This window comes from Bacillus sp. LLTC93 (assembly GCF_002993125.1).
GTDB lineage: Bacteria > Bacillota > Bacilli > Bacillales > Bacillaceae > Bacillus > Bacillus zhangzhouensis.
Map to the genome: position 1 here is coordinate 116386 of NZ_PVME01000005.1, position 20767 is coordinate 137152.

A 20767-nucleotide genomic window follows, 5' to 3' on the forward strand; every position below is an offset into this window, starting at 1 on the left:
AGGTTTGGTTATACGCTGGAAATGCCGTCAGTTCTTTCGTAAGCCGAAGCTTCTTTATCGTATACAAAATCGACAAGTTCTGTCATTTTCCTTGTTCGACAATCTGACAAACTTGTTTGCTTCCGATATCAAGATCACTTCTGCTTGATTAGGTCTGCCCTAAAAATACAGGTTGTGCGGAAAGCTCGGCGAGACCACAAACATGCGCCCCGCCTCGCTCAATTATTCAAAATATGTTGGTCGGCCAGCGTAACCGACAGATTCATTTTTCAATCAGGCCATTTCACTCGTCATGTCAAAGCCCTCTGCTTCAACAACTCCACATAAGTATTTTCACTTACATGGCAGTGAAGAGATCCATTGCTCACGTCTGCCCTATAACAGCTGTCAGAAATGTGGCAAAGATGATACAGCTCCACTCTGTTATATTTTAACGCATTATAGACGGAAAGAGTACAGTTTTTTTCATGACATCAAATATTCCTCTTGGTGTCACTCGAATATACGGCAAATGGGTACTTTGGAAAAAGACAAGTGTATCAATTGGGCAATCAAATGGATAGCCTCGCTCAATGAGCAGCTCACGCAAGGTTTGTATTTGCTGAAGAACAGTCTCAAATGGTTCAGCAGAGGCACAGCCTGATAATTGCAGCGGGATTTCGTGCAAAATTTTCCCGTTCTCTGTGAGGACGATCCCCCCGCCGATTTCTTTCATTCGCTTATGTGCCAGCATCATATCTTCTTTATTTTTCCCGATCACTAAAATGTCACCCGTGAGCGAAAATGAGCTGACAAAGCCTTGCACTTTGTTTGCAAAACCTTTTAGCATTGTATTCACACGCCACTCGCCTTTTCGGTCAATCAGGCTAAAGAAGCTTTGATCATGGTCACATGTCAGCTGGTTGACAGAGTTATCAATCTCCACTGTATATGGCTCCATGATGACGGCATTTCTCATTTTTACACCAAGAGGCATTGAGAATTGCAAATCGCTCATCGTCAGATCATAGCCTAAGTCTAGTGGAACAAGCCCGCCATTTTCCCATTTTGTTTCTTTGAATTGATGCTGGTTCTCACCTTCTAATTTGAGAATAACGCCTTTAGAAATAACCGAATCAGGATTTGGGTTCATCGGATCATCTAAAATATTCAAAGAAGCCAATCGACCTGGTCCGACAACGCCTAACAAGTCATCAATTTGATAGTATTTCGCAATGTTAAATGTCGCCATATTGTACGCATCAATCGTGGGCACGCCTTCTTCAAGGGCAATTGAAATCAAACGATTAATCATACCCTCCTCATAAAAATGAGGCGCTGCTCCATCTGTTGTATAGAAGAAGTGATCATAGTGTCTAAAATCACGCTCGTGCAGCTCTCTTAAAATGTTCACTAAATCTGGGCGGATGGAAGAATGACGAAGTGAGACATGGTAGCCAAGGGACAAGCGCTTTAGCACATCGTCTGCATTCATCGCTTCATGATCGCTGTCCGCGCCAAACAGCTTCATTTTTGTTAGCGTTTTCTCAGAAGCTCCAGGGAAATGCCCTTCAATTCGTTTCCGCTGCTTCTTCGTTTCTTGCATGCAATATAAAATGAGATCATCACCGTCCATCAATCTTGGCCAGCTTGTTAATTCGCCGCCTTGAAGGACATCAGGATGATCAATCCATTCCTTCCGGTAGTTGATCGGAAGCATCTCATCTTCATATCTAACTTCAGTTTGAAGATCGTATCTAGACCACCAGAAATACTGAAATGGCTGCTGTTTTAATTCACACAGAGTGGAAAGCGCTTTCTTTTCATTGCTCTGCAAAAGAAGAAATAAGTTATCGCTGACCATCGTTGTTGTGCCAAATTGAGACACATATTCTGCAAGTGATTGGGGATTATAAATATGGAACGGATGCGCGTGAGGCTCAATATACCCTGGCACAATGTATTTCCCTTCACAATCGATTACACGTTTAGTTGATTTATTTTGAGGAAGCTCTGCTCCGACATATACAATTCGATCATCATGTATCCAAATATTTGCCTTCACCCATTGCTTCAAAAACGGGTTTAGCACGAGTCCATTCGTTAAAAGGAGTGTTGGAACTATTTTTGAGTCGACTACATCGATTTGTGTGCGGATGTCATTGTTTCTCCAATTAAAAGTACGTTCGGACATTCACATACTCTCCTTCATTTGTATTAGCCCTATCGTAACATAACGAACCACGTTACGCATTAATGAAACGTTACAATTTCTTGAAATCACACTTAAAATAATTTAAAAAAGGAGATTCACCTTCAATGAAACCTAACCTTGGCTTAATAGAAGCGCTCATTAGAATTGCCTGCGGAATGACAATATGTACTGTGGCTGGGTCCTTGTATGCTAGAAAACCATGGAGTAAAATGCTTCTTTTCAGCATCATGTTTGGCGGTATGAAACTGGCATCTGGTATTCTTCGTTTTTGTCCAGTGACTTATATGTGTGAGCAGCAGGACACACATAAAGAGAAGGCTGAGTGAGACAGCCTTCTTTTTTGTGATCTCATCACTCCGCTACTTCACACCATTTCACCATCGTACCAGCAATAATTTCTGCTGCTTCGATCACATGCTCAATGTCGATGGATTCATTCGGATAATGGGCAAGCTCCGTTGTTCCAGGTCCGAACACAATGATCGGGATACCCGCCGCCTGTGAAAGTAATCCGCCATCTGTTCCCCAAGGAGCGGCTTCAACCTTTGGCGGCTGCTTTAACACCTCTTCATATTGTTCCTTCAATAGACCTAGAAGTGGATGATCCGCATCGATTGACCCTGGAAGCCACCTTGCACCAAACCATTCGACCTCTACAGGATGATCTTGGAACCATTCATGCTTTTCCCCGAGTCCCGCCATCCAGTTTTCTAGTTCCTTCTCTGCGTGCTCAACCGTCTCACCCGGCATCACGCCGAGTCTGCCTTCCATTGTGACAAGGTCTGCTACAGAGGACGGCCAATCACCGCCTTGAATTTTCCCAACGTTGATCGGGACCGGAATGGGGATATGCTGAAACAGCGGCTCGGTGATTCGCCGATTTCTTTCTTCTTCTAGTGCCGCTATATGTGAAAGGACAATGGTGCTTTTTTCAATAGCGGAGACGCCGTGATATCTTGTTCCGCCATGAGCGGCCCTTCCTTTAATATGCAGTCTGAACCACTTAGACCCCTGCTGAATCGGAAAGATTTTCATATGACTCGGTTCGGGAATGATGGCAGCATCTGCTGTATACCCTCTCAGTATCGCTGCAAGTGTGCCTGCCCCGCCGCTTTCCTCTTCGACCACACTATGGAACACCACATCTCCTTTCAGCGGAATTTGAAGCGCATGCAGCGCCTCCAGTGCGAAGAGTAAAGAAACGTTCCCGCCTTTCATATCTGTTGCCCCGCGTCCATAAAGTCTCCCGTTTATGATATGCCCGCTGTAGGGCGGATATGTCCATTGATTCGTATCTCCTTCTGGGACAACATCCACGTGACCATTTAATAAAATGGATTTGCCGTCCCCTTTCCCTTTCAATCGTCCAGCGACATTAGGACTTCCTGTAAAAGAACGGCGAGGGGAATAAAAATAAGGATGTTCTAGCAAGTCATCGCCGCCGATTTCCCATACGTCTACATCAAAGCCAATGGCTGACAGTTTATTTGCCACGATTTGCTGTACTTCTTGTTCATTTCCTTGGGTACTGTCACATTGCACCATTTGCTTTAGAAGCGTAATGGCTTCATCCTGGTGCTCTCTCATCCAGCTTCTAATACGTGTAATTGGCTGCAAGTCGGTCATCCTTTCTATACAACAGATTTGACATCAGGCGCTAAAATGAGAGGTGCCTCCGTCGCCCTCATGACATCTTCCGGCTGAAACGGCGGCATGACTTCACGTAAAATGAGCAGCTGCGACTTGACCTCAATGACCGCCATATCCGTGATGATCAAATCCACACAAGATTTAGCGGTTAAGGGTAGCGTACAGGCCGATTTCACCTTTGATTGTCCGTGTTTATCAAGGTGGCTCATCACCACCACAACCTTTTTCGCTTTTTGCGCCAGCTCAATTGCTCCGCCCATTCCAGGTACTCTTTTACCTGGCACAATCCAATTCGCAAGGTCACCCTGACTACTTACTTCAAGCGCACCTAAAATCGTCATATCCAGCATGCCTTTTCGAATGATGCCAAAAGCGGTCGCGCTGTCCATGTATGAGCCGCCTTTTGTTAACGTAATGGGAAAACCGCCGGCATTACACAAATTCGGATCTTCTTCATCTTGCACAGGTGAAGCCCCTGCCCCCATAATGCCGTTTTCTGCATGCAGCCACACCCGGTAATGCGCTGGGATGTACTCGGCCGCAAGGGTCGGGATGCCGATCCCAAGATTCACGATCATGCCATCTTCAATTTCCTGCGCCGCTCGTTTGGCAATGCGGTGTCTTAAATCGATGTCTCCCATGCCCATGTCCAGTTCACTCCTTTTGATTGCACGATTTGGTTTACAAATACACCTGGTGTTACGATTTCTTCTGGGTGAAGCCCGCCAACCGGCACAATCTCTTCTACTTCCGCAATGGTCCAGTCTCCTGCCATCGCTACAATCGGATTTGTATTCCGTGCACTTTTATCAAAAATTAGATTTCCTGCTTCATCTGCTTTGAAGGCATTCACGATGGCAACATCCGCTGTCAGCGCAGGCTCAAGAATATAATTCTTTCCATTGAGTGGAACCAATTGTTTCTCATCGAGATTCAGGCTATCCATGCCGACATCTGTCACAATACCCGCTAGCCCCATCCCGCCTGCTCTGATCTTTTCTGCTAGGATGCCCTGCGGGTAAAAGAGAACGTCTAATGTACCTGCCTGCATTTTCTGCCCGGCAATGGGATTTGAACCAATATGAGAAGCAATGATTTTCTTGACTCTCCCTTCTGTGATGAGCCGGCCAACACCAATTTGCGGGAAGCCTGCATCATTTCCGATCAATGTCAGATCATTGATATTTGCTTCTAAAATGGCATCTATCAATGATGGCGGAGAACCCACGCCGCCAAACCCGCCAAACATGATGGTCATACCATCTTTAAATCGCGTAATCACTTCATCAAAGCTCGCTGTTTTGTTCATATTCTTTCCTCCCTACATGGCAGATGGGAAAAACCCTCGATTGATGACTTCTTGTTCGACCTGCGTGATGGTCTGCCCGAATAGATGAATGAGTTCATCCATCTCCTGCTGCGTAACAGAAAGCGGCGGTGCAATCATGACAGCTGCACCTCCCACTCCATCTTCTCCAGCGCTTGCTGGATAAACGAGCAATCCATTTTGCTTTGCCGTCTCAACGACTAGATTGGTCATCTGTGCATGTGGAGGAAATGGTGTTTTGGATAATCGATCTGCGACAAACTCAATGCCTATCAGCAGTCCCTTTCCTCTCACTTCTCCGATGATGGAATGATTTGTTTGCAAATCCTTTAAGGCATTCATTAAATATCGACCGGACAGGTCAGCTCGTTCAGGAAGCTGATGTTTTTTCATATATCGAATGACAGCCAGTGAGACGGCTGCTGAAAGCGGATTGGCACTATACGTGTGACCTGCCATCACAGACCCTGACCCACTGAGAATCGGTGCGATTACGTGGTCTGCTGATACGGTTGCCGCAATCGGTGAATAGCCGGCACTCATTCCTTTCCCGAGAACCATGATATCTGGTACGACGCCCCAGTGCTCCATGGCAAACATTTTCCCAGTTCGTCCAAAGCCTGTCATGACTTCATCTGCAATCATTAAAATGTCGTTTTCCTCACAGACTCGCTTCATCGCCTCAAAATATCCGTCTGGCGGCACAAGTGCCGCTCCCGCTGCTCCAACAATTGGCTCTGCAATAAAGGCTGCAATCCTCTCTTTTCCTATACGCTGGATGACGGTTTTAAATTCCTGAACATACCACTCGACCTGTTTGCTTTCTTCTTTTGGCAGCCATGACCGATAGCTATACGGTGGAGACAGCACCGGGTGTTTTTCAAGCAGTGGTTCAAAGCGTTCTCTTCTTGCAATATGACCTGACATTGACAGTGCACCAAGCGTGATGCCGTGATAACTCATCCATCTTGATATGATGTGATTCTTTTCAGTCTTTCCCTGCTCCTGCCAATGCTGTATCGCGATTTTCATCGCTGTCTCTGTTGCCTCTGATCCGCTTCCTACAAAAAAAGACCAGTTCAGATTGCCTGGGCAAAGCGTACTCAATTCATAGGCAAGTTCTTCCGCTGGTTCATTTGTGAATTGTGACCTGTACGTAAAGCTCACTTTTTTTGCTTGTTCTGTCATGGCATCAATGATGTCTTGTATGCCATGTCCAATACTCGCCGTGACTGCACCCGATGAACCATCTACATATTTTTTTCCGTCCCGATCATATAAATAAATCCCCTCTCCTTTCACAGCCACAGGATAATCCTGATTCAACATCGGTTTGATTAAGTAATTCCGAGTCTCCACTTTGCCATTCCTCCCTCTCTCGTCAGCAGCTGCATCTTTCTTTTCACATGAATCGCAAGAAAATTTTGTATACTTGTTATAAGATTAGCTTAATCAAGAGGGCAGTCATCCTCCATTCGCCACATGCCCGAATTTCACACACATTTTTTATACATCGTGTATAAAAGTGTTCAAAAGGAGGTCATGAGTCTATGACGATTCTCGTCAAAGACGCACTCTCGCTCGATATTATGAAGGAAACAAAACTGCTTGCTGGAGAAAATGGACTGGATCGCCTCATTCAGTGGGTGACCATCGTGGAAATTATCGAGGACACTTCCAGGGTTTCAGAAGGGGAGCTACTCGTCACAACCGGATTTGGGCTTGCAGAAAATAAGGAAAGACGCATACGGCTTGAAAAATTGATTCAATCTCATCGTCTATCAGCCATTGCAATTTATAAAGGGGTGTACTTAACGGAGATCCCAGCATCACTGATTCAAGCGGCCAAAAGCAGCGGCATTCCGCTTATTGAGATTCCTTCACATGTCAATTTCTCAGACATTACAAAAGCCATCCTAGAGCAAATCGTCAGCAGTCAGCTCCATCAACTCAAATATTCTTCAGCGATTCATCAAAGACTGACCCAATTAAATGTGAGCAATAAAAATGTGACGCAAATTACGGATGAGCTGGCACATCTCACTATGGCGAACATCGTCGTGCTCGATGTCTTTTTGCATCAAAAGGCGGCTCATCTTGTAAAGGATGAAGTGACATATTCTCCTGCCTTTGGCTTTCTGACAGATCGTGAACCAATTGAAACAACATCTCTTCTTAAGCAGGCAGAGGAGAAAGGGCGGCTCGTCTATGACACGTGCGGTGCGTTTGTCCTCGCTGCATGCCCAGTGATTGCGATGGGCGATATTTTCGGGTTTATTGTGTCTTTAAAGAAAAAGGAGGCGTGGCATCATCTCGATGCGATTGCAATTGAGCATGCCGGGGCGGTGTATGCGATTGAATGGCTAAAACAAAAGGCCATCCAAGATACAGAAAATCAAATGCAGGGTCATTTGTTAGATGATATGTTGCAGCAGCAATACACAGAAGAAAGCTATGTGGTCGAACAAGCAAGAAAGCTTCAATATGATATGAGTGATGAACAAGTTGTCATCTACTTTCACTTTCAGCATCAGCACACACAGCTCGATCATCAGATGGTGCAGCGCCTATCTCAATTACTCACATCGATATTTGAACGCAGACATATTCCTTTTTTACTAAAGGCAAGGCTTGATTCCGTTTTTGTGCTGACACCAGCAGGAAAGAAAGCATTTCAAGAAACGGAGTGGTATGGCGCATCAGAGGAATGCCGGAGCACTTGGTCTTATTTTTTCCCCGTCCATCCGATTGTGATTGGCATTGGGAGAGCCTATGACCAGATCATTCTCTTTGCAAAAAGTGCAAAGGAAGCCCAGTATGCAGCAAGGCTTCTTCCTCTTCTAAAGACAGACGAGAGCATCATTCATTATCAGAAGCTCGGCTTATATGGCATGCTCCTTGAAATGAACGAAGCCGGAATGAATTTGCACGATTTTTACGTGGAGCTGTTAAGCCCATTGCTTTATACGAAAAAACAAGGGGCTGATCTGATCCATACACTCGAAGTGTATTTAGCACACAATGAAAATATTCAAAAATCTGCGGGGGAATTGTTTATTCACCGGCATACATTAAGCTATCGATTGAAACAAATTGAAACGAGAACAGGCTGTAGCCTCAAATCCACTGATGATCGAATGAAGCTGCAGCTAAGTATTATGGCGTACCGCCTATCTGGCCTGCTTGATCAGATGAGAACCATTTCATGATTCATTCGGCGTTTTCACCCATAGATTCATATCTTCAATTTTATCGAAAATATAGCAGTTGTTTTGGAAGCGCCCGGTATACGTATACCCAAGCTGATAAAACACTTGATTCATTCCGTAGGAAAGTGCACGTGCAAGAGAATAAAAGACATAGATATGCATCGACTGGAGTTCTTTTTCGAGTGCTAGAATCAAATGATGCATGAATCCTAGTTTTCTGTATGTTGGAAGGGTCGCACAATCTGTTAATTCCGCATGTCCATACGGTGCATTGATTTCGGCGGATGCCGCACTCACAATGTGTCCGTCATGTTCAATGGCATAAAAAATAGTCCCTTCCTCCATCACCTTTTGGATGTAATCTGGCTCGTTCATGGGCGTGGGATACGTTTCAAAGACAGTATCATAGAGCTTTGCCAGCTTGTGAATATCCTGTGTATCAGCTTTCCTCATCACATATTCATCCTGCCAAGTGCCTTGGCCTTTTTTGATCTGCTTCGTTTGAATGGATGCGACAATTTCATCTTCCTTCAGCCAATAGGGGCTATTCATTCGACCCTCAGTGAGAAAGAGCGACATGCCGTACGCATCACTTCCCAGGAAATAATGAGAAAACACCCCTTCAAGTCGAAAGCCTTTCTCTAAGAAAAGAGACATATGCTCACGCCTTACTTTTACAATGACCTTAGAAGCCTTACAGTCCGCTGCTTCCTGAAGAACGGACTGAATCACATCCCGCACCCTACCGCTATAGTCATCCAAACGAATTCGCTCATTAAATGAATCAATACAGATCAAGGCTGAAAAACGCTCGTTTGCAAGTTTCTTCAATTGCACCATACACTCATTCCTCTCTTAGCTAATGAAAAACTTCCAAATTAAAAATGAAGAAATAGCAATGCCAAAAAAAATTGAAATGATCATATAACTAATGGCTAAGCCTTTTTTCAATTTATTCTGCTTAATGGCAATCAACATGACGTTATTTATGGCTATGAGAAATAAAATAAGCATGACTAATACACCAATGATATATGCTTTAATAACCATGTTTTAACCACCATTCATTTCCTTTTATCTCATTGTATCCCTTTATTTACTTTGTTGAAAGAGTGTGATCGCTTCTTTTGTTTTATAATGAGGAAGAAATATCATATGTAGCGCTCTCAGACAGCACATCGTTGTGATCCTTTTTACATATGGATCTTGTAGGCAAAAGTCGCTAGTGGTGTGTAAGCGCTTCAACAAGGGCATTCGTTGACAGGTGTACCCAACCTGCTTCTATTAGAAGTCGAATGACCCGTTACATCATATGGGTAAAGATACGAGTACTGCTGCACTTTGATACAAAAAGGCTGAATATAGAAGGAGATGGTCGAATGGGTTCGATAAATGTCCAAAGAGAGATTGAACAATTATTTAAGAAGAAAGTAGAAAAAGATTCAAACATTCATAATGCGTATTTACTTGTTCATTCAGAAAAGCTTGATGCTGACATCCGTCTAGCTACTGGCAATGATGCAATACATCCTGAACAGCCTTATTATATCGCAAGTGTGAGCAAATTGTTTACCGCTGTTCTCTTCGGACAGTTAGTTGAACAGGGCCGATGTTCATACGATGATCCCATCTCGCGATACATACAAGCAGATGTGTTAGAGAATCTGCACATATATAAAGGCAAAGATTATACGAACGAAATAAAAATCAAGCATTTATTAAATCACACCTCTGGTTTACATGACTTCTTAGAGGATAAGCCGTTACATGGCAAGTCTATGATTGAACAGATACTAGAAAATCCCGAAAAAAAATGGACGCCAATCGAAGTACTTAATTGGGCGAAGGAACATATGAACTCTCATTTCCCTCCCGAAAAAGGCTTCCATTATTCCGATACAGGATACCATCTCTTAGGACTCATCCTTGAACACATCACGAACATGCCCTATCATGAGCAGCTCAAACGCCATATTTTTGACCCATTAGGCATGGTTCATTCACATTACATTCGGATGGAACCATTAGAAAAAAATCCATTTGACATAGCGAAATTGTCTGTTCGTCATACAGACATTACGCATTATCAAAGTATGAGCTTTGTATTTGCTGGTGGCGGCATCGTCTCTACTACAAGTGACCTGTTCAAATTCCTAAAAGCACTCGTTCACCATCAACTGTTAAAGAAAGAGACCATGGACCAAATGAAAAGTGATCCAGGGAAGTTCACTTTAGGAATTGATTATGGATATGGCGTGATGAATATAAAAACGGTGCCAATCTTCATGCCAGCCAAATTAAATTCTTGGGGGAATGCAGGTTCAACCGGCTCATTTATGTTTTATCACCCTGCAACAGAGGCCTATCTCATTGGAACCTTTAATCATTTTGGATACGGTTCGAAAGGAATGAGGTTCATGCTCCAATTAATCGATAAACTGCAAAAAGCTCACAAAAAGCAAGAACACCCCTAAAAACAAAACGAAAAAACACCTTCGAGTTGCAGTAGATGACTTCTCTACACACAAACTAAAGGTGTTTTTTCTATACACTTATGGCAGAATGCTCGCTTACAAAGCTTTCCCCGCTGCCTTCAGCGCACGGGCACCAATGTCACGGCGATAAAATAGCCCTGGTTGAATGATTTCTTCAACCGCTTCATACACTCTTGATCTTGCCGCTTCAAACGTGTCATCAAATGCAGTAACATTCGCTACACGACCGCCATTTGTGACAAATTGCTCATTTTCTTTTTTCGTTCCTGCATGAAAGGTTACAACATCAGATACAGTCGTTTGCAAAGCACCTATTGGTGTGCCTTTTGCGTAGTCCTCAGGGTACCCTTCTGATGCAAGAACCACACTGACAGCCGCAGTGTCTTTCCACTGTAAGTCCACATCTTTTCCATCTAGAACATCGAGGAATACTTGGACTAAATCTGATTCAAGACGAGGGAGCACTACCTGCGTTTCAGGATCGCCAAAGCGTGCATTAAATTCAATGACCTTTGAGCCTTCTGGTGTCAGCATTAAGCCCGCATATAAAATGCCTGTAAACGGACGTTCTTCCTGCACCATCGCACGAGCCGCCGGCTTCACCACTTCTTCCACCGCTTTTTGCACCACTTCATCTGAAATTTGCGGAACCGGTGAATAAGCCCCCATACCGCCCGTGTTCGGTCCTTTGTCATCTTCAAAAGCCCGTTTGTGATCCTGTGCGATCACCATTGGGTACACCTTTTCTCCATTTACAAAAGCCATCAGAGAAAATTCTTCCCCTGTTAAAAATTCCTCAATCACAACAGATGCACTCGCATCACCGAACTTTTCATCCTCTAAAAAGTCATGCAGGCAGTTGATCGCCTCTTCAAGTGTCATGGCGACTGTCACGCCTTTTCCTGCTGCGAGACCGTCTGCTTTAATCACAATCGGCGCACCCTTTTCTTCCACATATGCCTTTGCTTCTGCAAAAGATGTGAAGGTGGCGTAAGCAGCTGTCGGGATATCGTAATTTTTCATTAAGTCCTTTGCGAATTCCTTTGAGCCTTCAATGACCGCAGCTTTTGCATTTGGTCCAAATACCTTTAGACCTGCTTCTTCAAATGCATCAACCACACCTGCAATTAAAGGAACCTCTGGACCGACAATTGTTAAACCGATCTCGTTTTCTTTTGCAAAATGAATTAACGCCTCATGATCGCCTTCGTCAATCGGTACAAGCTTTGCAGCGTCTGTCATTCCATCATTGCCGGGTGCGACAAATACTTGGCTGACAAGTTCACTTTGATTCACTTTCCATGCGATGGTATGCTCTCTTCCGCCTCTGCCGATAATTAATACGTTCACACTGTCATCCCCTTAATGTTTGAAATGTCTAACGCCAGTGAAGACCATGGCAATGCCGTATTCATCTGCCTTTTGAATCGATTCTTCATCACGAATCGATCCGCCTGGCTGAATGATCGCTGTTACGCCTGCCTTTGCAGCAGCTTCCACTGTATCGCCCATTGGGAAGAAAGCATCAGAGCCTAGTGCGCTTCCTTTCGCCTTTTCACCTGCTTGTTCAATCGCAATGTTAGCTGAGCCGACACGGTTCATTTGACCAGCACCAATACCTGCTGTCATTTGATCCTTCGCAAGGACAATCGCATTTGATTTCACATGCTTGACCACTTTCCATGCAAGCTTTAAATCTTTCCATTCGTCTTCTGTTGGTTCTCTTTTCGTCGGAATGGAGATCGTTGCTTCGTCTAAGCCGTAAGTATCGATATCCTGAACGAGTAGTCCGCCATGTACACTAGTTAGCTGCTTTTCTTTCTTCTCGAGATCAGCTTCGACATCGAGTGTTAATAGACGAAGGTTCTTTTTCGCTGTTAACACCTCAAGTGCTTCTTGGCTAAATGATGGTGCGATGACAATTTCTAAGAAAATCGTATGAAGCACTTCAGCTGTTTGTTTGTCTACTTCACGGTTGAGCGCAACAATGCCGCCAAAAATAGATGTTTCATCTGCTTTGAATGCACGGTCAAAGGCTTCTGCAATGGTTTCTCCTGTACCGACGCCACATGGGTTCATGTGCTTCACAGCGACAGCTGCTGGCTCCGTAAATTCACGTACGATTTGGAGAGCGGCATCAGCATCTTTGATATTGTTGTAGGAAAGTTCTTTTCCATGTAATTGTGTCGCTGTTGCCAATGAGCCTTTGCTTGGAAGAGCATTTTCATAGAAAGTAGCCGCTTGGTGCGGGTTTTCTCCATAACGGAGGGATTGTTTTTTCTCAAACGTGACAGTGAACTGTTCTGGCTCCGTTTCGCCAACATGGTTCGTTAAATAATCCGCAATGAGGGCATCGTAAGCAGCTGTATGACGGAATACCTTTGCCGCAAGCTGACGTTTTTTCTCTAGCGACACGCCGCCTTCTTTGATTTGCTGAACGACTGAATCATAATCACGAGGGTCCACTATGACTGTTACGTCCTGATGGTTTTTAGAAGCGGCACGAAGCATGCCCGGTCCGCCAATATCAATGTTTTCAATCGCTTCTTCATACGTCACATCGTCTTTTGAGATTGTCTCTTTGAATGGATAGAGATTCACGACCACAAGATCAATCGGCTGAATGCCGTGCTTTTCAATCTGTGCCATGTGCTCATCGTTTTCTCTCACTGCCAATAGTCCACCATGAATGTTTGGATGAAGTGTTTTGAGTCGTCCATCCATGATTTCTGGGAATCCAGTCACTTCAGAAATACCAATCACATCAATGCCGTTCTCTTGAAGAAGCTTGTGTGTACCTCCAGTTGAAATCACTTCAACACCAAGTTCTGTTAATGCTTTCACAAAAGGTACAAGTTTCGTTTTATCGGAAACACTGATTAATGCGCGTTTAATCGTCATGCCTTTGTCACCTCATTAAGATAATTCTAAAAGTGATTTGATCACTTTTGGATATAGTGTGTGTTCTAGTTCATGCATTCTTTTTTCAATTGATTCAAGGTTTTCGCCTTGTTCTATATGGATCGCTGCTTGGTCAATAATCGGGCCCGTATCCATGCCTTCGTCAACATAATGGACGGTGATGCCTGCCACTTTGACTCCTGCTTGATAGGCTTGTCCAATGGCATCAAGCCCTGGGAATGCTGGCAGTAAGGATGGGTGGATATTCACGATTTTCCCTCTGAATGCTTCAAGTAATGTCGGACCAATTAATCTCATATACCCAGCGAGGAAAATCCATTCCACTTCATGTAGCTTCAGTTGTTCAATAATGGTTTGTTCAAAAGCGGCTTTGCTTGGAAAAGCCTTCGGCGTAAAAGCGAATGAGGGAATGCCCTCTTTTTCCGCTCGCTCTAGCACCTTCGCACCTGGCTTATCACAAATCACAATGGCAGCCTCTGCCTGCCACTGTTCTTCTTTTAACGTATCAATAATGGCTTGAAAATTCGTCCCGCTTCCAGAGGCGAAGATCGCAAACTTCTTCATGAGAGGCTTCCACCGCCGAATGTGACACCTTCTCCTTTTTGAACACGCCCAATGAGAAATGCTTTTTCTCCGTCTTGTTCAAGCCCACTGATCACATCAACTAAATGATCCTCTTTTACAGCTAAGACAAAGCCAATGCCCATATTAAACACATTAAACATCTCTTCTGACTTCAACAGTCCTTTTTCTTGAATGAAGGAGAAAATAGGCGGTACTGGCCATGAACCGTTATCAATTTCAACGCCAAGTCCTTCAGGCAGCATACGTGGTAAATTTTCAATAAAACCGCCGCCCGTCACATGTGCCATGCCGTCAATTTTACCGGCTTTCACTTGTTTGAGCACAGGCTTCACATAAATTCTCGTCGGTTCAAGTAGCTCTTCTCCAAGCGGTCTTGTAAAAGGTGCATACGTTTGATGAAGGTCAAGACCAGCGTCTTCCAGCAATACTTTACGTACAAGAGAATAACCATTGCTATGAATTCCGCTTGAGCTTAGTCCGATGAGCAAATGTCCCTCTTTGATGCTGTCTCCTGTCACGATTTCATCCTTTTCAACGACGCCTACAGAAAAACCAGCAATATCATATTCATCTTCTGTGTAAAGACCTGGCATTTCTGCTGTCTCTCCGCCGACAAGCGCCGAACCTGATTGCTCGCATCCGTCAGCCACCCCTTTGACAATGGATTCAATTTTCAAAGGATCTGCTTTTCCGACAGCTAAATAATCTAAGAAAAAGAGCGGCTCTGCCCCTTGTGCCAGCACATCATTGACACACATAGCGACGGCATCTACACCGATTGTATCGTGCTTATCCATTAAAAAAGCGAGCTTTAATTTTGTGCCAACACCATCTGTTCCTGAGACAAGAACAGGCTTTTTGTATGACAGCTCAGATAAATCAAACATACCGCCAAATCCGCCTAGAGCACCCATGACTCCTGCTCTTTTAGTACGTTCTACGTGTGTTTTCATTCGCTTGACGGCTTCGTATCCTGCTTCGATGTCGACACCGGCGTTTTTATATGCTTCTGACATCCCATTCACTCCTTTTATCTGCTTTTCTTCCATGTATTTTCGGCAGAATGAAAGAGCAGCATATCAAATCATCTTGACTGCTGCTCCATTATTCGATTATTTCGTCAGGACTGTTTCCTTCACATGCGGAAGGACAGTATCTTCATAAATTTCAGTCGGGTATTTTCCAGTAAAGCATGCTAAACACTGACCACGCTGCGGATCATCATACTCTCTGCCAATCCCGTCCATTAAACCGTCTACAGATAAAAATGCAATGGAGTCTGCACCGATTTCCTGTCTAATTTCTTCAACTGAATGAGAAGAAGCAATCAGCTCTTCGTGTGTGGACGTATCAATTCCATAAAAACACGGATGAGCGATTGGCGGTGAACTAATGCGTACATGTACTTCTGTTGCACCCGCTTCTCTTAGCATCGTCACAATTCGGCGGCTCGTTGTTCCGCGTACGATGGAATCGTCCACCATGACAACACGCTTTCCTTCGACAACCCCGCGCACAGCAGACAGCTTCATACGTACGCCCTGCTCGCGCAATGCTTGGGACGGCTGAATAAATGTCCGGCCGACATATCGGTTTTTAATTAAACCAAGCTCATATGGAATGCCTGTTGCTTCGGCATATCCAATCGCTGCAGAAATACTAGAGTCTGGTACGCCTGTGACAACATCTGCTTCCACATGGGCTTCTTCTGCAAGCTTCTTGCCAAGATTCTTTCTCGCGCTATGCACGTTGATGCCATTGATGTTGCTGTCAGGTCTTGAGAAATAAATATATTCCATGCTACACATGCTGCGGTTAATGTTCATAGAGAAGCGTTCAGATTTCAACCCTTCATCATTAATGATTAGCATTTCGCCAGGCTCCACATCTCGTAAATATGTTGCGCCGACGACATCAAATGCACATGTTTCAGAAGCGACCACATAAGCGTCCCCAAGCATACCAAGTGAAAGTGGACGTAAGCCGTTCGGATCAAGCGCCACAATCATTTCTGTTTCCGTCATAATTAAGAAAGCATATGCTCCTTTTAGCATAGACAGGGCGTTTTTGATTTGCTCTTTCAATTCAACATACCCGCTGCGCTTAATTAAGTGAGCCAGCACCTCTGTATCAGAGGATGTTTGGAAAATACTCCCTTGGTTCTCAAGCTGCTGCTTTAATTGCGTTGCATTCACTAAGTTCCCGTTATGAGCAAGGGCAAGACTGCCATTATTTTGCGAGCGGAAGAAAAGGGGCTGCACATTTTCAAAGCCGCCTCCGCCTGCTGTCGCATAACGAACGTGTCCGATCGCTCCTCTTCCCTTTAAATCCTTTAGCTCACCGTTTTGAAAGACTTCCGTAATCAGTCCAAGGCCTTTGTGTGACGTCAGGTTTTCACCATCTGTTGCAATGATTCCCGCACCTTCTTGTCCTCGGTGCTGAAGGCTATGCAATCCGTAATATGTGATTTGAGGGGCTTCTTCGTGTCCCCAAACCCCAAAGACACCACACTCTTCGTTTAAGCCTCTGATTTCAGCAAGCATGGGATCGCTCCTTTCCATGCGCGTTCAAGCTCGTTGACCGCTGCATGAATCCATTGTTGTCCTTCTTGATTTTTGACGGTAAATACACCATCATTTGTGACCGTTCCGACTTCTTTTGCATCCTTCACAGCCGCAGCAAACGCTTCGCGGTGCTCTGGCTTAACGGTCACAACAAAACGTGACTGCGATTCACTGAATAATGAAGCTTCGTTGTTTAAATCGATTTGGATATCAGCACCAAGGCCGTCTGTTCCAAACGTACTCTCAGCAAGTGCGACACCAAGACCGCCTTCAGATACATCATGCGCTGATTGAACAAGTCCGTTTTGAATCGCCGCTAGAAGAGCTTCCTGACGCGCAAGCTCGACAGTCAAATCAATTTCTGGTGCTTTTCCGTAGATGCGGCCTTCTGTCATCTTTTGTAGCTCACTGCCTGCGAATTCTTCCTTCGTCTCACCAATGACGAAAATCACGTCGCCTGCCTGCTGAAACGATTGCGTCGTAATATGAGCTGTATCTTCAATCAAACCAACCATCCCAATGACTGGTGTTGGGTAAATCGCTGTTCCATTTGATTCGTTATATAAAGAGACGTTACCACCGATCACCGGTGTGCTTAGCGTGCGGCATGCTTCGCTAATTCCGTCAGCAGACTTTTCAATTTGCCAGAAAATTTCTGGTTTCTCTGGGTTACCGAAGTTCAGGTTATCTGTCACTGCAAGAGGACGAGCACCTGAGCATACAATGTTACGTGCTGCTTCTGCGACTGCGATTTTCCCGCCGACCTCTGGATCAAGGTAGAGATAGCGTGCGTTACAATCTGTTGTCATCGCTAGCGCTTTTTTCGTTCCACGGATTCTTAAAACACCCGCATCAGAGCCCGGTGCAACGACTGTATTTGTTCGTACCATGTAGTCGTATTGATCGTAAACCCATTCTTTACTTGCAATCGTTGGCTGCTGAAGGAGCTGCTTTAACGTATGTGCTGCATCTGTAATGTCAGGTGCTTCGACTTTTGTTTCTAAGAACTCACGATAGTATGCAGGCTCACTTGACGGCTTGTGATAAACCGGTGCTTCCTCTGCTAGTGCATCAACAGGAAGCTCACAAACCACTTCGCCTTGATGGAGTAAACGAAGCATTTTATCATCTGTCACATGACCGACTGATACAGCTTCTAGATCGTATTTTTCAAAAATATCAATGATTTCTTGTTCACGGCCTTTTTCAATGACCAAAAGCATTCTCTCTTGCGATTCAGACAGCATCATTTCGTATGCCGTCATGCCTGTTTCACGCTGCGGAATGAGATCTAGGTTCATCTCGATACCAGAACCTGCTTTACTGGCCATTTCCGCACTTGAGCTTGTTAAGCCAGCCGCTCCCATATCTTGAATGCCAACGAGCGCATCGTTTTTGATGACTTCAAGGCATGCTTCAAGTAATAGCTTTTCCATGAATGGGTCGCCAACTTGAACAGCTGAACGTTTTTCTTCTGATCCATCAGAAAATTCTTCAGAGGCAAATGTTGCACCGTGAATTCCGTCACGTCCCGTTTTGGCACCGACGTACATGACCGTATTGCCAACACCTTTGGCCTGGCCTTTTTTGATGTCCTCATGATTGATCAACCCAACGCACATGGCGTTAACGAGCGGGTTGCCTTCATAGCTTTGATCAAAATGAACCTCTCCGCCGACTGTTGGAATACCGATACAGTTTCCATAGCCTGCGATCCCTGCCACTACTTCTTCAAACAAGTACTTCACGCGCGGTGAAGTCAGTTCACCAAAACGAAGAGAGTTTAATACAGCAATTGGACGCGCACCCATAGAGAATACATCACGGATAATCCCGCCGACACCTGTTGCCGCTCCTTGATACGGTTCAACCGCAGATGGATGGTTATGTGATTCGATTTTAAATACAACCGCTTGGTTGTCTCCAATATCAACGATTCCAGCGCCTTCCCCAGGACCTTGAAGAACATGCTCTCCTTTTGTCGGGAATTTGCTTAAAACAGGCTTCGAGTTTTTATAACTGCAATGCTCTGACCACATCACAGAAAAAATGCCCGTTTCTGTGTAGTTTGGCAGCCTGCCAATAATGGATTCGATTAAAGCGAATTCTTCATCACTCAATCCCATTTGCTGATACAATTTCTCTTCTTTAATTTGCTTGTGACTTGGTTCAAGCAGTAGTGACATGAGTGTCCCTCCAATTTTTCACGATAGATTGAAACAATTTAAGTCCGTCTGCGCTGCCTAGTAATGAATCAACTGCGCGCTCAGGGTGCGGCATCATGCCGAGTACATTGCCCTCTTCATTCGTTACACCTGCAATTCGATTGACACTGCCGTTAATATCGTCTCCGTAAGTGAAAGCGATTTGGCCTCGTTCAATGAGCTTCGCTAAAGTGTCCTCGTCACAGTAGAAGTTGCCTTCACCGTGCGCTACAGGAATCGTAATGGATTCGCCTTTTTGATAGCCGCTTGTAAATTGCGTTTCGTTGTTCTCTACAATGAGTTCAACTGGACGACAGATAAATTTCAGGTCTTTATTTCGTCTCATCGCACCCGGAAGAATGCCAAGCTCCTGAAGAATTTGGAACCCGTTACAAACACCAAGAACAGGTTTTCCTTCCTCAGCTGCTTTTTTCACCGCCGGCATGATGTTAGAGAAGCGAGCAATCGCACCACATCTTAAGTAATCCCCATAAGAGAAACCGCCTGGTACGAGTACACCGTCAAATCGGTCAAGATTTGTTTCGTCGTGCCATACATATTCAACTTGTTCACCTAGCTCATCTTGAATCGCATGGTACATATCGATATCACAGTTAGAGCCAGGCAAGACGATCACTGCAAACTTCACTGTGCGACAACCTCCTCCACCTCATAGCGGTAATCTTCAATCACCGTGTTGGCAAGTAATTTTTCACACATTTCTTTTACCACTGTATCTAAATCACGATCTGATTTTTCAATGACAAGCTCCATGTATTTCCCGATACGGACATCCTTTACTTCCTGATAAGACATACTGTGCAAAGCGTGCTGCACGGCACTTCCTTGTGGATCAAGAACGCTCTCTTTTAAGCTGACAAAAATTTTCACTTTATACATGTTTATGGCCTCCAAGTCTTTTGAAAATTTCTTCGTATGCATTCGTTAAGCCGCCCAGGTTTCGTCTGAACACGTCTTTATCAAGCTTTTCGTTTGTGTCTTTGTCCCAAAGCCTGCACGTATCAGGTGAAATCTCATCAGCTAGCAAAATACGATTCTCGTGATCTATTCCGAATTCAAGTTTGAAATCAATTAAATTCACATGGCAATCTGAGAAGATTTGCTTTAACTCTTCATTCACTTGTCTTGTGATCTGTTTCATTTCTTCCACCTGCTCAGGTGTCGCTGCATGTAAAATGCGAATATGATCTTCTGTAATGAGCGGATCACCGAGTGCATCATCCTTGTAGTAAAACTCGATCAAAGGTGTATCCAGTTTCGTTCCCTCTGGAATTCCGAGACGCTTTGACATACTGCCTGCCACAACGTTTCGTACAACCACTTCAAGCGGTACAATCTGCACCTTTTGAATGAGCTGTTCTGTTTCAGAGAGGCGTTTCACAAAGTGATTGTTGATCCCTTTCTCATGCAGCATTTGAAAGATTAAGCTTGAAATTTCGTTGTTCAGTCTGCCTTTGCCTTCAATTTCAGCTTTCTTTTCGCCGTTAAATGCTGTCGCTGAATCTTTATATTCGACAAATAAAATATGCTCGTCATCGGTCTGATAGATTTTTTTCGCTTTGCCTTCGTAGAGAAGTTCTTGTTTCACAGTCATTC

Annotated in this window: 19 protein-coding genes; 3 read left to right on the forward strand and 16 right to left on the reverse strand. The window is 44.4% G+C overall.

Features of this window, described 5'->3' with window-relative positions; all coding sequences use genetic code 11:
• Positions 1–430 precede the first annotated feature (430 nt).
• Positions 431–2173 carry an adenine deaminase C-terminal domain-containing protein gene (locus C6W18_RS15690; RefSeq protein WP_105928174.1) on the reverse strand — a complete coding sequence of 581 codons (1743 nt, stop codon included), beginning with the start codon at positions 2171–2173 and terminating at the stop codon, positions 431–433.
• Between the two features lie 125 nt (positions 2174–2298).
• On the opposite strand from C6W18_RS15690, the gene C6W18_RS15695 reads away from it, so the two are divergent.
• Positions 2299–2520 (forward strand): YgaP family membrane protein, encoded by a 222-nt coding sequence (locus C6W18_RS15695; protein ID WP_105928175.1) that lies wholly within the window; start codon positions 2299–2301, stop codon positions 2518–2520.
• Between the two features lie 25 nt (positions 2521–2545).
• Here C6W18_RS15695 and C6W18_RS15700 read toward each other — a convergent pair whose 3' ends face one another.
• The 4 genes from C6W18_RS15700 to C6W18_RS15715 are packed head-to-tail and all read right to left on the reverse strand — an operon-like array spanning position 2546 to position 6530.
• A complete protein-coding gene (locus tag C6W18_RS15700; protein ID WP_105928176.1) occupies positions 2546–3811 on the reverse strand; it encodes a peptidase in 1266 nt (421 codons plus the stop codon).
• A gap of 14 nt (positions 3812–3825) precedes the next feature.
• A complete protein-coding gene (locus C6W18_RS15705) occupies positions 3826–4491 on the reverse strand; it encodes a 3-oxoacid CoA-transferase subunit B (protein ID WP_105928177.1) in 666 nt (221 codons plus the stop codon).
• A complete protein-coding gene (locus C6W18_RS15710) occupies positions 4467–5153 on the reverse strand; it encodes a CoA transferase subunit A (protein ID WP_105928178.1) in 687 nt (228 codons plus the stop codon). Before C6W18_RS15710 ends, C6W18_RS15705 begins: the two co-directional genes overlap by 25 nt.
• A 12-nt stretch (positions 5154–5165) precedes the next feature.
• The gene (locus C6W18_RS15715) at positions 5166–6530 is read right to left on the reverse strand and encodes an aspartate aminotransferase family protein (protein ID WP_105928179.1); all 1365 of its coding nucleotides are present in this window, start codon (positions 6528–6530) and stop codon (positions 5166–5168) included.
• A 191-nt stretch (positions 6531–6721) separates the two neighbouring features.
• Between C6W18_RS15715 and C6W18_RS15720 the strand changes: the two genes are divergently transcribed.
• Positions 6722–8380 (forward strand): PucR family transcriptional regulator, encoded by a 1659-nt coding sequence (locus tag C6W18_RS15720; protein WP_105928180.1) that lies wholly within the window; start codon positions 6722–6724, stop codon positions 8378–8380.
• On the opposite strand, the gene ablB is transcribed toward C6W18_RS15720, so the two are convergent.
• A complete protein-coding gene (ablB, locus tag C6W18_RS15725; protein ID WP_105928181.1) occupies positions 8375–9220 on the reverse strand; it encodes a putative beta-lysine N-acetyltransferase in 846 nt (281 codons plus the stop codon). The two genes, C6W18_RS15720 and ablB, sit on opposite strands and share 6 nt — an antisense overlap.
• Positions 9221–9235: 15 nt before the next feature.
• The gene (locus C6W18_RS15730; protein ID WP_105928182.1) at positions 9236–9430 is read right to left on the reverse strand and encodes a hypothetical protein; all 195 of its coding nucleotides are present in this window, start codon (positions 9428–9430) and stop codon (positions 9236–9238) included.
• Between the two features lie 329 nt (positions 9431–9759).
• Between C6W18_RS15730 and C6W18_RS15735 the strand changes: the two genes are divergently transcribed.
• On the forward strand, positions 9760–10854 hold the full coding sequence (locus tag C6W18_RS15735) for a serine hydrolase domain-containing protein (RefSeq protein WP_223251730.1): 1095 nt from the start codon (positions 9760–9762) through the stop codon (positions 10852–10854).
• A 96-nt stretch (positions 10855–10950) separates the two neighbouring features.
• Here C6W18_RS15735 and purD read toward each other — a convergent pair whose 3' ends face one another.
• From purD to purC, 9 genes are all read right to left on the reverse strand, one after another.
• The gene (gene purD / locus C6W18_RS15740) at positions 10951–12225 is read right to left on the reverse strand and encodes a phosphoribosylamine--glycine ligase (protein ID WP_105928183.1); all 1275 of its coding nucleotides are present in this window, start codon (positions 12223–12225) and stop codon (positions 10951–10953) included.
• 12 nt (positions 12226–12237) lie between these two features.
• Positions 12238–13776: a bifunctional phosphoribosylaminoimidazolecarboxamide formyltransferase/IMP cyclohydrolase gene (purH, locus tag C6W18_RS15745; RefSeq protein ID WP_105928184.1), complete on the reverse strand. Its 1539-nt coding sequence runs from the start codon at positions 13774–13776 to the stop codon at positions 12238–12240.
• Positions 13777–13791: 15 nt separating this feature from the next.
• Positions 13792–14361, reverse strand: a complete 570-nt coding sequence (gene purN / locus C6W18_RS15750; protein ID WP_034320253.1) for a phosphoribosylglycinamide formyltransferase — start codon at positions 14359–14361, stop codon at positions 13792–13794.
• Positions 14358–15398 carry a phosphoribosylformylglycinamidine cyclo-ligase gene (purM, locus tag C6W18_RS15755; protein ID WP_105928185.1) on the reverse strand — a complete coding sequence of 347 codons (1041 nt, stop codon included), beginning with the start codon at positions 15396–15398 and terminating at the stop codon, positions 14358–14360. Before purM ends, purN begins: the two co-directional genes overlap by 4 nt.
• A gap of 96 nt (positions 15399–15494) precedes the next feature.
• The gene (gene purF / locus C6W18_RS15760) at positions 15495–16925 is read right to left on the reverse strand and encodes an amidophosphoribosyltransferase (protein WP_105928186.1); all 1431 of its coding nucleotides are present in this window, start codon (positions 16923–16925) and stop codon (positions 15495–15497) included.
• Positions 16901–19132 carry a phosphoribosylformylglycinamidine synthase subunit PurL gene (purL, locus tag C6W18_RS15765; RefSeq protein WP_105928187.1) on the reverse strand — a complete coding sequence of 744 codons (2232 nt, stop codon included), beginning with the start codon at positions 19130–19132 and terminating at the stop codon, positions 16901–16903. The genes purF and purL overlap by 25 nt, the downstream gene beginning before the upstream one ends.
• On the reverse strand, positions 19116–19799 hold the full coding sequence (gene purQ / locus C6W18_RS15770) for a phosphoribosylformylglycinamidine synthase subunit PurQ (RefSeq protein WP_105928188.1): 684 nt from the start codon (positions 19797–19799) through the stop codon (positions 19116–19118). Before purQ ends, purL begins: the two co-directional genes overlap by 17 nt.
• A complete protein-coding gene (gene purS / locus C6W18_RS15775) occupies positions 19796–20050 on the reverse strand; it encodes a phosphoribosylformylglycinamidine synthase subunit PurS (RefSeq protein ID WP_003214349.1) in 255 nt (84 codons plus the stop codon). The genes purQ and purS overlap by 4 nt, the downstream gene beginning before the upstream one ends.
• The gene (gene purC, locus C6W18_RS15780) at positions 20043–20765 is read right to left on the reverse strand and encodes a phosphoribosylaminoimidazolesuccinocarboxamide synthase (protein ID WP_105928189.1); all 723 of its coding nucleotides are present in this window, start codon (positions 20763–20765) and stop codon (positions 20043–20045) included. Before purC ends, purS begins: the two co-directional genes overlap by 8 nt.
• Positions 20766–20767: the final 2 nt, after the last annotated feature.